Annotated in this window: 4 protein-coding genes; all 4 read left to right on the top strand. The window is 59.1% G+C overall.

The window, feature by feature from the left end:
* The first annotated feature begins 454 nt into the window (after positions 1-454).
* The gene (locus IAE48_RS14370; RefSeq protein ID WP_200134796.1) at positions 455-655 is read left to right on the top strand and encodes an MbtH family protein; all 201 of its coding nucleotides are present in this window, start codon (positions 455-457) and stop codon (positions 653-655) included.
* A gap of 51 nt (positions 656-706) precedes the next feature.
* Positions 707-14,107: an amino acid adenylation domain-containing protein gene (locus IAE48_RS14365; RefSeq protein WP_200134795.1), complete on the top strand. Its 13,401-nt coding sequence runs from the start codon at positions 707-709 to the stop codon at positions 14,105-14,107.
* 68 nt (positions 14,108-14,175) lie between these two features.
* On the top strand, positions 14,176-14,889 hold the full coding sequence (locus tag IAE48_RS14360; RefSeq protein ID WP_200134794.1) for a 4'-phosphopantetheinyl transferase: 714 nt from the start codon (positions 14,176-14,178) through the stop codon (positions 14,887-14,889).
* A 314-nt stretch (positions 14,890-15,203) separates the two neighbouring features.
* Positions 15,204-15,404, top strand: coding sequence for an MbtH family protein (locus IAE48_RS14355; protein ID WP_200134793.1), 201 nt, complete (start codon positions 15,204-15,206; stop codon positions 15,402-15,404).
* The last annotated feature ends 5 nt before the right edge of the window (positions 15,405-15,409 follow it).

Below are 15,409 nucleotides of genomic sequence, written 5' to 3'. Positions count from 1 at the left end.
TCGTTCGATTATTCGCCGCAAGCGGCTCACCCCTTCGGGGCCAGCGCGACAGGCGCGCTGTTCAACGCCTTCGGCGTTAGTCCGGGTCCGGGCACCACTTATTCTTAACCCTCGCCTTCGGCGGGGGTTTTTCGTTTCTGACGTACGGACTCTCCATCGAACTTCGTTCGATTATTAACCACACACCGCGCTTTATATTAATTAATACCTGAGAGCACATTTTAAACATTAATATTATTCAAAAAATAAAATTGCCATTTCTTTTATCTATACTATTTAAAGCTTAGCCGCTCGATAAAATTCTTATTTATTCACGCTATTATTAATTAGCAATAAAACGTGAGATAGATCACAACAAGAAGTTATCTCTTTTACAGCCTCCTATTACAGATTGCCTTCCAGATTTTTATTCTATAAATATTACCCTCGTTTTTATTATTACAGGGGCAAGTAAATGAGCAATCCATTCGAAAATGAAAACATTACTTTTTTAGTATTAGTAAACGCAGAGAATCAGCACTCTTTATGGCCGGAATTTATGGTTGTCCCCGAGGGCTGGGACGTGGTCTGCGGGCCCGCCAGCCGCAAGGCGTGCATTGAGTACATTGAGGAAAACTGGAAGGATATCAAGCCGAAAAGTTTACAAAATTTATAACCCCGTGTTGCCCACTCGTTATCCTATTTCGCTTTAATATTGAGGTTTTATATGTCCGCACCAGAAGACATGGATTATTTCGCTTTAACGTCGGCTCAGATGGGCATGTGGTTAGCGAATGAAGTCGCACTGAATCAAGCAAATAATAATATTAGTGAGTATTTAATTATTGATGGCGCAATTAACCCATCACTATTTAAAGACGCTATAAAAACAATGATTGCTGAAACAGATGCCATGCATGGCCGTTTTTTTCATGAAAATAACGACGTCAGGCAATCATTGACGCCGGTTAATGATTATGAAGCAGGCTTTTATGATTTCAGTATGATGGACGACCCGTGGGCAACCGCCATTGAATATATGACGGCGCAGACAAACAGAGCTTATTCACTCTCTGAAAAGCATCTGTTTACCTTTTTCCTGGTTAAGATTGCCGAAAACAAACATCTCTATTATCAGTGCAGCCATCACATTCTTACCGACGGTTTTGGCGCCGCGCTGCTCCTCAGCCGCGCCATTGAAATCTACAACGACTTAATCGCCGGCGAGCCGGTCTCCCCCTCGCCTTTCGGCAGCTTTAAAACGTTGATGGCCGATGATATTGAGTATCGCCACTCAAAACGTTTCGCGCGCGACAGAGATTACTGGGTATCGCGCTTTAGCGATCTGCCGGAGCCGGTGAGCCTCGCCGGGCGCGCCGCCCCCTGTGACCAGCTTATCCGCCAGCGCATCCCGCTGGAAAAACCGTTTCATGACGCCATCATGCAGCGGGCCAGCGACTCCGGCTTTACGCTGCCGCAGCTGCTCACCGCCCTGAGCGCGATCTATCTCTATCGCATTACCGGTAATGAAGATTTGGTGATTGGCTTTCCAATGGCGGCACGCGTTGGGCGAGCGCAGCGCAGCATTCCTGGCTTAATGTCGAATATCATGCCGCTGCGCTTAAACTTATCGCCGGCGCTGACCCTCAACGACGTGATGGCGCAGGCGATGAAGGAGATGATCTCCTCGTTGCGCCACCAGCAATACCGCCATGAAGATCTGCTTCGCGAGCTTAACGTCACGCGCCCGCTGTTTAACACGGCGATTAACGTTGAACTCTTCGGCGAAAGCCTCGCGCTGACAGGGGCGGAAACCTTTTCCGTGAATCTCTCCAACGGCCCGGTGGAAGATTTGAGCATCTTCTTCTTTGGCTATGGCGGTGAGCGCACCATCGTGCTGGGCTTCGATGCCAACAGCGCGCTATATAGCGAGCAACAGCTGCTTACCCATTATGAAAGAATGACGGCGCTGTTCAGTGAACTGATTGCTAACCCTGAGATGGCCATCGGCGTCCCCGCGTTACTGAGCGCCAGTGAGCAGCAGCAGATTGCCCTGCTGAATGATAAAACTGCCGCGCCGACACCTTCCCTTACGCTTGCGGAGTGCTTTGAAAAACAGGTTCAGCTTACACCCGATGCTCCGGCTATCTTCTACGAGGAGAGCGCGCTGAGCTATGGGCAGCTAAATAGCCTGGTCAACCAAATGAGCCACTATTTACGCCAGCAGGGGGTACGGCCGGGCGACATTGTCGGGCTGCTGCTGCCGCGCACGGATAATCTGGTGATCGCCATGCTGGCGATCATGAAAGCCGGTGCGGTCTATATGCCATTAGATCCCGATCACCCCGCTGAGCGGATAAAACATATTCTCGCCACCGCCGCGCCGACCTGCCTGTTAACCACCTCCGGGACGTCGCATCTGGTTGCACAATTCCCGCAATATCAAATAGATGACAACGCCATTATTGCAGGCATTATTTCGCAGCCAGAAACCGACCCTGTCGTATCGCCCGCCCAGCGGCAGCAGGCAGCGTATGTGCTCTTCACCTCCGGCTCGACCGGCGCGCCGAAAGGGGTGCTGATCCCCCATCATGCATTGACCAATTTTATGCTGGCGATGCAGGAACATGTTCAGCTCTCGGCGGAGCATCGTTTAATGGCCGTCACCACGGTCGGGTTTGATATTGCCGCGCTGGAGCTTTTCCTGCCGCTGCTCAACGGCGCAGCGGTGGTGATCGCTTCACGCGATGCGGCGCGCGACCCGCATCTGCTGGCAAATGAGATCCATCGCTGGAACATCACCCATTTGCAGGGTACGCCAGCGTTGTGGCAGGGCCTGGTCAGCTATCAACCGCAGGCGCTGGCAGGTCTCACCGCGCTGGTGGGCGGTGACGCGCTGGCAGCCAATCTGGCCGAACAGATGGTGACGCTGGCATCAAGAGTGATTCAGGTTTACGGGCCAACGGAAACGACAATCTGGTCAACCCTGCGCGAACTGACCGCCGATCGCGTGGCCCCTTCCATCATCGGTCTGCCGATCAACAACACCCAGGTTTATATCCTCGACAGCGCGCTGCAACCGGTGCCGGTTGGCCAGCCAGGTGAGCTCTATATCGCTGGCGACGGCCTGGCGTTTGGCTACCTGAAACGCGCCGATCTCACCAGCGAGCGCTTTGTCGCCAACCCCTTTGGCCCTGAAGGGTCGCGCATGTACCGCACCGGGGATATCGCCTTCTGGGAGCAGGATATGCAGATCGGCTTCCTCGGGCGCGCGGATAACCAGGTGAAGATCCGCGGTTACCGCATTGAGCTTGGTGATATCGAAAATGCGCTGCTGGGCTCAAAGGCGATTAAGCAGGCGCTGGTGCTCGCGCATGATGAAAAAGCCTCCGGGCAAAAACGGCTGGTAGCTTACGTGGTGCCGCACGATGGCGCGCACTGTTCGCCCGACACGCTGCGCGCCGACTTAGGCAAACAGCTGCCGGATTATATGGTGCCGTCAGTGATGATGGTGCTGGAGCAGTTCCCCCTCACGACGAATGGCAAAATTGACCGCCGCGCCCTGCCCGCTCCGGCTTTCACCGCGCCCGCCCGCGTGCTGCCCTCCACGCCGCAGCAGGAAAAACTGTGCCAGCTCTTTGCCGAGTGTCTGGACAGCGCGTTACCGGGAATCGATGACAACTTCTTCAGCCTTGGCGGCCATTCGCTGCTGGCGCTGAAACTGCTGAGCCGCATCCGCGAAGCGTTCAACAGTGAGATCTCGCTGAAAGCGATCTTTGACGCGCCAACCGTCGCCGAGCTGAGCAGGCTGATTGAGGCCGGAAGCGGCGCGCCCGTGCGCCCTGCGCTGGTGGCGCAACCGCGCCCCGCCCTGCTGCCGATGTCGTTTGCCCAGCAACGCCTGTGGCTACAGGAGCAGATCGCGCCGGGCAGCGCCTACAATATGCCGCTCGCCATCAGGCTTAACGGCAAACTGGATGCCGCAATGCTGACGCAGGCGCTGGCGGATGTTATCGCCCGCCATGAGAGCCTGCGTACGCGCTTAACCCAGCAGGAAGATACCCCTTGCCAGCAGGTGCTGACGCCGCAAGAGGCGGCATTTACCCTGCAACAACAAGCCATTGCGCCAGACGATCTGAACGCCCAGTTGATGCAGCACAGCGCGCATATTTTTTCCCTAGATCGCGAGCTGCCGATCAAAGGCTGGCTCTATCAACTTGCGCCAGAGCAGCATGTTCTGCTGCTGGTGATCCACCACACCGCAGGCGACGGCGGCTCCCTCTTCCCGCTGTTGCAGGATCTGAGCCTCTGCTGGCAGGCGCGCCAGGCAGGCCACGCCCCCGATCTTGTGCCGCTTGCGGTGCAGTATGCGGATTACGCCCTCTGGCAACGCGCGCTGCTCAGTGAAGAGCAGGATGAGAACGCTCTCTTCGCCAGGCAGATGGCCTACTGGCGCAATCAACTGCAGGGGCTGCCGGAAGAGATTACGCTGGCAGGCGATCGCCCCCGTCCGGCGCGCGCCAGCTATGCGGGCGATCGCGTCGCCTTTACGCTGCCGGATGATGTCTTTGCAAAGCTTGCAGCGCTGAGCGCACAAACGGGTGCCAGCCTGTTTATGCTGCTGCACGCAGGCCTGGTGGCGCTGCTGCACCGCATGGGCGCGGGCGACGACATTGCCATCGGCACGCCGATCTATGGCCGTACCGATATCGCGCAGATCCCGATGATTGGCTACTTCGCCAACACCGCGGTGCTGCGTACCCAGGCCTCCGGCAACCCGGAATTACGCACGCTCATTGAGCTGGCGCGCAGTGCAGTGCTGGAGGTCAATGAACACCAGGATCTCCCCTTCGAGCGCCTTGTCGAAGCCCTGGCACCAGACCGCTCGCTGGCGAAACATCCGCTGTTCCAGGTGATGCTGGCGGTCGATACGCCATGGCCGCAGGCTGTCAGCTTCGAAGGGTTACAGCTTGAACAGCTGGAGCTGCCCACCAGCAGCGCGAAATTTGATCTGCTGTTTAATTTCAACATTGATGAGCAGCACGGGCGCGTAAGCGGGTATATCGAATACGCCACCGATCTCTATAACGCGCGCACCATCGAGGGCGTTGCCGAACGCGTAGTCCACGTGATTGAGACGCTGGTAAATGCGCCGACTACCCGCGTTGGCGAGCTGGCGCTATTAACCTCTGCCCAGCGCGAAACGCTGCTCAGCGGCTGGAATGCCACCCGTGTCGCGCTGCCTGAAGTGCGTTTAGCCGCGCTGTTTGAACAGCAGGTGCGGCGCACGCCGGACGCCATTGCCGTTAAGCAAGGCAGCAAAACGGTGACCTACAGCCAGCTAAACCAGGCGGCGAACCGTCTGGCGCACCGGCTGATAGCCCTGAACGGCGGGAAGACCTTCTGCGCCGGGCTGCTGATGCAGCACTCCATTGATGAAGTGATTGCCACGCTTGCGGTGATCAAAGCGGGCGGCGCTTACCTGCCGCTGCGCCCGCGCGACCCCCTTGAGCGCCAGCAGATGATGCTGGATGACGCAGGTGCCACGCTGCTTATCGCCGACGCGGGTCTGCCGTTACCGGATGCCGCGCATATCATTCACCCGGCGGACGACGCGCAGCAGGCCGGAACAGAGACCAACCCGGCAGTAGCCAGTGCGGCGCAGAGTCTGGCCTACATCATGTACACCTCCGGTTCGACCGGTAAACCGAAAGGGATTGCCATCAACCAGCAGAGTGTGGCAGCGCTTGCCCTCGACCGCCGCTGGTCGGCGGAGGATCATCAGCGCGTCTTGCTGCACTCCCCGTCAGCCTTTGATGCCTCCACCTATGAACTGTGGGTGCCGCTGCTGTGCGGCGGTCAGCTGATTGTCGCCCCGGCCGGTGAGCTGGATATCGATGCGCTGGCACAGATCGTCATGGCGGAAAACGTGACCGCGCTGTGGCTCACCGCCGGTCTGTTCCGCCTGATGGCCGAGGAGCATGCCAGCGCCCTGAAAGCGGTGCGGCTGCTGATTGCCGGGGGTGATGTGCTGCCGGTGGCGGCGATCAGAAAGGTCATGACGCACTGCCCTGCGCTGAAGATGATGAACGGCTACGGCCCGACGGAAACCACTACCTTTACCACCACGCACCTGATGCCGGGCATACCGACGGAGACGACGGTGCCCATCGGCGCGCCGATCGATAACATGCAGACCTACGTGCTGGATGGCTATCTCAATCCGGTGCCGGTCGGCGTTCCCGGCGAGTTGTATATCGCCGGTCTCGGCCTGGCGCGCGGCTACCAGAACCAGCCGGTGCTGACGGCAACGCACTTTGTCGCCAACCCCTTCGCGCAGCCCGGCGAGCGCATGTACCGCTCCGGGGACTGGGCGCGCTGGCGTGAAGATGGCGTGCTCGAATACCTTAGCCGTGGCGATCAGCAGGTGAAAATTCGCGGCTTCCGTATTGAGCTGGCGGAAGTGGAAACCGCGCTGCAACAGCAGCCTGCCGTGGCGCAGGCGCTGGCCTGCATCGTCGAGCCAAACGCAGGCAATAAGCAGATTGTCGCCTATGTTATCCCGCGCAAAGCGGTGGACTTCGATGCGGAACAGCTGCGCGCGGCGCTGAGCGCGCAGCTGCCGGACTTTATGGTGCCGGCACTGATTATCCCACTGGAGACCTTCCCGCTAAACGCCAACGGCAAAGTGGATATGCGCGCCCTGCCCGCGCCGCACTTTACCGCCGCGCAGCATCGTGGCGCACGCAATGAGCGGGAGAGCATGCTCTGCGCACTCTTCGCCGAAGTGCTCGGCCTGGATGACATCGGCATTGATGACAACTTCTTTGCCCTCGGCGGCCACTCGCTGCTGGCGTCGCGTCTGGTCAGCAAAGTGCGCCGCGAAATGCGTGTTGATCCTGCGATCCGCGATCTCTTTGAAGCGCCGACGGTGGCGCAGTTTGCCGAGCGTTTGCACGCCGCCGCGCCTTCGCGTTTGCTGCTACAGGCGCGTGAAAAACCGGCCCGTCTGCCGCTTTCCGCCGCGCAGCGTCGGCTGTGGATGATCGATCGTATCGAGGGGCAAACCGCCACCTACAATATGCCGCTGACGCTGGAGCTTACGGGCGAAGTAAATGTAGCGGCGCTGGCGGCGGCACTCAACGATGTGAAGCTGCGCCACGAAACGCTGCGCACGCGCTTTTTACAGCAGCCCGACGGCAGCGTTTATCAGCATGTTACCGGGGATGAGGAGGCAGCCTGCACTCTGATAACCGAACACGTTGCGTCTGACGATCTGCAAAGCCGGATGCTGAGCGCCGCGCAATACACCTTCAATTTAGCCGGGGAAGATCCCTGCCGCGCGTGGCTCTTTACCATCAATGAAGAGCGCCATCTGCTGCTGTTTTTAATGCACCATATCGCCAGCGATGGCAGTTCGCTCTCTCCGCTCCTGCATGATCTCGCCGCGGCCTATAATGCCCGTGCGCAAGGTCTGGATCCGGCCTTTGCGCCGCTTGCGGTGAACTATGGCGATTATGCTCTGTGGCAGAACGACTGGCTGGGCGAGATCAATGCCACTGAAAGCCTGGCGGGCCGCCAGCTCGCCTGGTGGCGCAACACCCTCGCCGATCTCCCTGACGAACTGAAACTGCCTCTCGACCGTCCGCGCCCGGCGCGCGCAAGCTACCAGGGCAAGCAGTGTCGCTTTACCATCGATGAATCGCTGCACGCGCGCCTGCTTGAGGTGGCGAAAGGGCACAACGCCAGCCTGTTTATGGTGTTGCAGGCGGCGCTGGCGGTGCTGCTGCACCGCATGGGCGCAGGTGACGACATTCCCGTCGGTACCGCCATTGCCGGGCGCAGCGATGAGGCGCTCGAACCGCTGGTTGGCTTCTTTATCAACACGCTGGTGATGCGTGCCACCATTGACGACAACCTCACCTTCAGCGCCCTGCTGGAGAAGGTTCGCGACTATGCGCTGCAAGCCTACGAACACCAGGATCTCCCCTTTGATAACCTGGTCGAAGCGCTAAATCCTGAGCGTTCGCTGGCGCGCCATCCCCTCTTCCAGGTGATGCTGGTACTGCAAAATATGGCCTACAGCGAAGCGCGCTTTGACCATCTGCAAACCAGAGTTGCCACACCGCTGCTGCCGGTGGCGAAGTTCGATCTGACCTTTAATATCGAAGAGACGCCCACGGCGCTTAACGGCATTCTCGAATACGCCACTGATCTGTTTGCCGATGCCACCGCCGAAGCGCTGGCCGAGCGTTTCGTGCTGGTACTGAACGCCGTAATGGCCGAGCCGCAGCGGCGCGTCGGCAGCGTTCCGCTGCTGCTGGCGGAGGAGTGCCAGGCCGCCGTGCCGGTCTGCACCTCTTTTAACCAGTGGGCTGACGCCACGCTGCATCAGGTTTTCGAACAGCGGGTGCGTGAAACACCGCAGGCAACGGCGCTGAGCCTCGGCGATAAGACGATGAGCTACGGCGAGCTGAACCAGCGCGCCAACCAGCTGGCACGCTATCTGGTAAGCCGCGGTATCGGCACGGAAGATAGCGTCGCGCTGGCGCTGCCGCGCACCATGGAGACGCTGGTGGCGCTGCTCGCCATCGTCAAAGCGGGTGCGGCCTACCTGCCGCTGGATGTGCATAACCCGGCAGATCGTCTGGCCTACATTATTGATGACGCCAGACCAGCGCTGATTATCACCCTCGCGGAGTATGCCGGTACGCTAAGCAGCACGCTGCCCGAACTGCTGCTCGATACGCCCCAGTGCCAGCAGCAGCTTGCCGGGCTGAGCGCCGAGGATCTCAGTGACAATGAGCGCCTGCGCCCGGTCACCCCGGAGAGCCTGGCGTACATCATCTACACCTCCGGCTCCACCGGTAAACCGAAAGGGGTGATGATCCACCACAGCAATGTGCTGCGCCTCTTTGCGGCCACCGAGGGCTGGTTTGACTTTGCCCGCACCGACATCTGGACGCTGTTCCACTCCTGCTCCTTCGACTTCTCCGTCTGGGAGATCTGGGGCCCGCTGCTCTACGGCGGCGAACTGGTGGTGGTGCCGTTTATCGTCAGCCGCGATCCGCAGGCCTTTTTGCAGCTGCTGAGCGACAAACGGGTCACCATCCTCAACCAGACGCCTTCCGCCTTCTATCAGCTGATTGAAGCGGAAAACGCCGCTGCCCCAGCACGCTACCCATTAGCGCTGCGCAAAGTGGTGTTTGGCGGGGAAGCGCTCGATCTGAGCCAGCTTGAGCGCTGGTATCAGCGCCATGACGACGCTGCGCCGGAGCTGATTAATATGTACGGCATCACCGAAACTACCGTCCATGTGAGCTATCAGCCGCTGACGGCGGAGGGGGCGCGCAACGCCTCCGGTAGCCTGATTGGCGTGGCGATCCCGGATCTGCATATCCATCTGTTAGACGATGCGCTGCAACCTGTTCCGCCAGGCGTAGAGGGGGAGATGTATATCAGCGGCGCAGGCCTCGCGCGCGGCTACCTGAACCGCGTGGCGCTAAGCAGCGAACGCTTTGTTGCCGACCCGTATGGCGAGCCAGGCACGCGCATGTACCGCTCCGGTGATGTGGCGATCCGCACCCGCAAAGGCGAGCTGAACTACTTAGGCCGCGCCGATCAGCAGGTGAAACTGCGCGGGTTCCGCATTGAGCTGGGCGAGATTGCCGCCGCGCTGGCGAGCTATCCGCAGGTGACCCAGGCCGAGGTGATCCTGCAAAACGATAACCCCGGCAACCCGCAGCTGGTGGGCTATATCATCAGTGACGGCTCCAGCCCTGTCGACATGGCGGCGCTACGCCATCATGCGGCGGATAAACTGCCGGAATATATGGTGCCAGCGGCCATTGTGCAGATGGAGAAATTCCCGCTGACCATTAACGGCAAGCTGGATAAACGCGCACTGCCGAAACCAAGCATGATGCAGAGCGCAACCCGGCGTCAGCCGCGTAATGCGCAGGAGGAGATGTTAGCGGGCCTCTTCGCTGAGGTGTTGCAGCTGGACGCGCCGGGCATTGATGACAACTTCTTTATGCTCGGCGGCCATTCGCTGTTAGCGATGCGTCTGATAAGCCGCATCAGCAGCGAGCTGGGCAAAAATGTGCCCATCCGTACGCTGTTTGACTACCCCACCGTGGCACAGCTCGCCAGCCAGCTGGCGCAGGCGGATATCGCCCCGAAAGTGGCGCTGACCCCACAGCCGCGCGGCGAGTATCTGCCGCTCTCCTTTGCCCAGCAGCGCATGTGGCTGCTGAAGAATCTCGACGATAACCACGCGGCCTATAATATGCCGCTCGCCGTGCGCTTCAGCGGGCCGCTGAATGAAGAGGCGCTGGGCCAGGCACTGCGTGATGTGGTGGCGCGCCATGAAGTGTTACGCACCCTCTATCCGCTCCATCAGGAGCAGCCTTACCAGCATATCCTCGTCGCTGATTCGGTCGAGATGACGCTGTCGGTGAAATCAGTAACTGAGGAAGCGCTCGCCGGTGCGCTGGATGAGGCATCAACCTATGCCTTTGACCTGGCGCGGGAGATCCCGCTGCGCTGTACGCTGTTCCGCTTGCCGCAGACCCACGAACAGGTGTTGCTGATTGTCATTCACCATATCGCCTGCGATGGCGGCTCGCTGGCGCCGCTTTTCCACGATATCTCCTGCGCTTACAACGCGCGCTGCCAGCAGCAGGTGCCGACGTGGACGCCGCTTGCGGTGCAGTACGCTGACTATGCGCTCTGGCAGCGCAGCCTGCTCGGCGAAATCGAGGAGAACACGCCGCTCTGCGCCCAACAGATCGCCTTCTGGCGCAGCGCGCTGGCGGACGCGCCGGAAGAGATGCTGCTGCCCGTTGACCGTCCGCACCCGGCGTCACCGAGCTATGTGGGCGAGCGGGTCCATTTCCGGATCGACGAGGCGCTCTATCAACGGATTAAAACCCTGACGCAACAGGAAGGGGTAACGCCCTTTATGCTGCTACAGGCGACCGCCGCTATCCTCTTTAGCCGCATGGGCGCGGGCGATGATATTACGCTTGGTACCGCCGCAGCGGGACGCTCGGATGAAGCCATCGGCGATCTGGTGGGCTTTTTCGTCAATACGCTGGTGCTGCGCGTCGATCTGGCGGCAAATCCCAGCTTCCGTGCCGCGCTTGCCAGCGTTCGCGAATATATGCTCTCCGCCTACGTCAATCAGGATGTGCCGTTCGACTGGGTGGTAAAAGCGTTGAATCCGGGGCGCTCCTCCGCCAGACATCCCCTCTTCCAGGTGATGATGGTGCTGCAAAACAACGCCAATACGCCGCCGCAGTTGGTGGATGTGCAGGCAGCCCACCAGCCGGTCGGTCTGGTGACGACCAAGTTTGATCTGCTGTTTAACTTTGACGAGATTAGCGGCGAAAATGGCGAAGTCTGCGCGCTTGATGCGCAAATCGACTTCCCGGTCGAGCTGTTTGATCGCTCAACGGTGACTGCGCTGGCTGGTTACTTTGTGCAGCTGTTGCAGGCGGCGGTCGCCTCGCCGGATCGGCCGGTGAAAAACCTGCCGTTGCTGAGCGGCGAACAGCGCGACGCGCTTATTCATATCGGCAATGACACCTTTGTGGATCTGCCGCCAGCCACATTAGCGCAGGCGTTTGCCTGCCAGGTGGCGAAAACGCCGCATCACATCGCCATCAGCTGTGGCGACGAGCAGTTGACCTACCAGGAGCTGGATGCGCGCGCCAATGCCTTAGCGCACAGCCTGCAACAGCAGGGCGTGAAAGCGGAACAGGGCGTGGCGTTACTGCTGGAGCGTTCACTCTCGCTGGTGATTGGCGTGCTCGCCGTGGTGAAAGCGGGCGGCTTCTATGTGCCGCTGCGCACCAGCGATCCGTTTGAGCGCTGGCAGCATATTACCCATACGCTGGATGTGCGCATCGCGGTGGTAGATGAGCAGCACAGCGCGACGCCTCTGCCGGAGGGTATTGCCGTGCTGACGGTCAATAATGCCCATACGCAAGAAGAAGCGCCGACTATCGCCACGCCGCTCAAGCCTGACCATATCGCTTACGTGATGTTTACCTCCGGCTCCACCGGTCAACCGAAAGGGATTGCCATTACCCAGGATAATGTCGTTGCGCTGGCGCGGGATCGCCGCTGGCAGGGAGAACATCATCAGCGCATTCTGCTGCACTCGCCGTATGCCTTTGATGCCTCAACCTATGAGATCTGGGCGGCGCTGCTCAACGGCCACCAGGCGGTGATTGTGCCGGGGGAAGCGCTGGATCTGGCGGTGATCACCTCGACAATTACCGATCGCAACGTCACCGCGGTGTTTTTAACCTCCGGGCTGTTCCGCCTGATTGCCGAAGAGGCGTGGCAGTGCCTGGCGGGGGTCAGCAAAGTCTATACCGGCGGGGAGAAGATCTCCCCAAGCGCGGTACAGTCCGTGCGCGAGCACTTACCGGATCTTGAGCTGATGAACATCTACGGCCCGACAGAGACGACGACTTACGCCACGGATTACCCGATTACGCAGGCGGATGCGCCCTATCTGGATGTGCCGATCGGCTACGCGATGGATAACACCTGCTTATATGTGCTGGATGAGTACTTACAACCGCAGCCGGAGGGCGTTGCAGGCGAGCTTTACATCGCCGGACGCGGGCTGGCGCGCGGCTACGTGAACCATCCGGGGCTTAGCGCGGCGCACTTTGTCGCCGACCCTTACGGGCCTGCCGGGAGCCGTATGTATCGCACCGGCGATAGAGTTAAACGCCGCCGCGACGGCGCCATCAGCTTTGTCAGCCGCGGCGATCAGCAGGTGAAAATTCGCGGCTTCCGAATCGAGCCAGGTGAAATCGAGATCGTGCTGAAGCAGCATGAGGCCGTGCAGCAGGTGGCGGTTATTCCGCTTGAAGATGCGGCGGGCCATAAACAGCTGGTCGCCTATGTGGTGGCGAGCGATGCGCCCCCGGCATTGCCTGAAGCGCTGCAACAGTTTGCCCGTGAACGTCTCCCGGACTTTATGGTGCCTGCTGCGGTGGTGCTGCTGGAGGCGTTGCCGCTCAACGCCAACGGTAAACTGGCGATTAGGTCGCTGCCGAAGCCTGACTTCAGCACCCAGGCCGGGCGTCAACCGCAAAGCGAGCGGGAGATCTGGCTGGCAGAGAAATTCAGCACGCTGCTCAAGGTTGAGAACGTCAGCATTGACAGCAGCTTCTTCGCCATGGGCGGCCACTCTCTGCTGGCGGCGCGCCTGATTACGCAAATTGACCGCGAATTGCAGGTGAAGCTGACCATCCGCGATCTGTTTGAATCGCCAACGGTCGCGATGCTGGCGCAGCGGCTGGAGAGCAACCGGCGCAGCAGCATGCTGGATGTGATGCTGCCGCTGCAACCGCTGGGCGATAAAGCCGCGCTGTTCTGTCTGCCTCCCGGCGGCGGCCTGAGCTGGTCATACTCCGGGCTTATTGGCTACCTCGGCGAGCAGCAGCCGATCTACGGTCTGCAGGCGAGCAGGATCAGCACCGGCGAGGCAGCGGCATCGGTAGCGGCGCTGGCGAAAACCTATCTGGCGGAGATCTACAAAGTCCAGCCAGAAGGCCCTTACGCTCTCCTCGGCTGGTCTTTCGGCTGCCATCTGGCCCATGAGGTCGCCACGCTGCTACAAAAAGAGGGGCATCAGGTCAGCACGCTGGTGCTGCTGGATGGCTATCCGCTCGGGGAGCGTTATCTTGAGACGATAATGAGCGATGAAGAGGGGCTGAAGGTGCTGTTCGAAGCGCTGGTGGGTGCCGTGCCGGATGACCAGGCACTCTTCTCTGTTGAGGGGCTGCGGCGTGAGTTGCAGGTGATGGAACACCCGCTCGCGGACGTAGAGCCGATCATTTTCGAGCGTATCTTTGCCGAACTTCGCGATGCGCCGCTGCTGCTGGCCGCCACGACACCGGGATGCTATCGCGGTGATATGCTCTTCTTCAAAGCGACGCAGCGTGATGCCGGGGAAGAGGATTTCGATCCTCAGCTCTGGGCAAACTATGTTGATGGCAATATCATCGTCCACCCTGTGCCGGGCACCCATAACGGTATGTTCAGCCCGGAGGCGTTGAAAAGCATCGGCCCGGTGATTCAGCGCTGGCTTGAGAGCCACTGAGCGGATTGAACGTTATGTTGATAAAACCGCCGTAATGGCGGTTTTTTTTACCTGTTGAGAGTGAGCGCATGTTAACTCCATTGACCCATCACGCACGGCCGCCTTTTATCTCCCATCTTGAGATGGGCACGATAGCGGCCATTCCGGGGCTCGCCTACTGCCAGCTCTGTTTTGATCGCCACGCCTGGCAGGACGAGCTGTTTGACCACTACGCGATCCCGTTTCCCGCGCGCCTGCACGCGGCGGGCGTAAAGCGCCGGGCAGAGTATCTGGCGGCGCGCTACGGCGCAAAGCTGCTGCTTGCGCACCACGGCTGCGACGCCAGCGTTGGCTCGGCGGCGGATCGCTCCCCCATCTGGCCTGCGGGCTGGTGCGGCAGCCTTTCCCATACCCATGACCGGGCGATAGCCGTTATCGCGCCCAGCGGCGCAGGCCTGACGCCGGGCGTGGACATTGAGATGCTGGCACCAGAGACCATGCGCGAAACCGCCGATATGTTCACCTCGGAGCAGGAGCAGGCGCTGCTCGCGGGCTGCCCGCTGCCTTATGAGAGTGCGCTACTGATCGCCTTCTCCGCCAAAGAGAGCCTGTTCAAAGCCCTCTACCCCGAAGTGCGCCGCTTTTTTGACTTTGATGCCGCGCGGGTTTGCCAGATTGATACGGCAACGCAGCGCATCACCCTTGAACTGACGCAACCTCTGACGGCAGAGAGAGCGCCGGGAAGCCAGCTGACGGGTTACTATACGCTGGCAGAGGATCACCTCATCACGCTTATTGCCTGAGGAGTAAACACCGCCTTGCCTCTGCTTTGTTGACACAGCAGAGGCGACCACCACACGCCGTATTACCCCTCTTATTTCTTCTGTTTTCGACTGCTATTAATTCACCACCATTAAATATCAATCACCAAAATATTATTCATCGACACTTTTAAAAGCCTGACCTTTTATAAACACGCATAAATAACAATATTTATAAATAGCCTAAATTCGGCATTCAAATTCTTAAAATCGCAAAATTAAAACTATCTTCATTGCGTTAAAAGAGAAGTTTCTATAGAAAAACAAGCCTGCCCCCTATAAACAGGAAAAAAAAGATGAGCAACCCCTTCGACAATGAGAACCTTATATTCATCGTATTAGTTAATCATGAGAATCAACACTCGTTATGGCCAGAGTTTATTCCGGTGCCTGATGGCTGGGAGCCGGTATGTGGGCCAGCAAGCCGGGCTGAATGCCTGCACTACATTGAGGAGAACTGGCAGGATATCAAGCCGAAAAGCCTGCAAAACATCTAGTTGTA

Source organism: Kosakonia sp. S57, assembly GCF_016516575.1.
Classification (GTDB): domain Bacteria; phylum Pseudomonadota; class Gammaproteobacteria; order Enterobacterales; family Enterobacteriaceae; genus Kosakonia; species Kosakonia cowanii.
This window is presented reverse-complemented; position numbering and strand designations above follow the sequence as displayed.

Bases quoted from the DNA above. Each gene is read 5' to 3' on its own strand.
- IAE48_RS14360 (WP_200134794.1), top strand. From the start codon at position 14,176: ATGTTAACTCCATTGACCCATCACGCACGGCCGCCTTTTATCTCCCAT.
- IAE48_RS14365 (WP_200134795.1), top strand. From the start codon at position 707: ATGTCCGCACCAGAAGACATGGATTATTTCGCTTTAACGTCGGCTCAG.
- IAE48_RS14370 (WP_200134796.1), top strand. From the start codon at position 455: ATGAGCAATCCATTCGAAAATGAAAACATTACTTTTTTAGTATTAGTA.
- IAE48_RS14355 (WP_200134793.1), top strand. From the start codon at position 15,204: ATGAGCAACCCCTTCGACAATGAGAACCTTATATTCATCGTATTAGTT.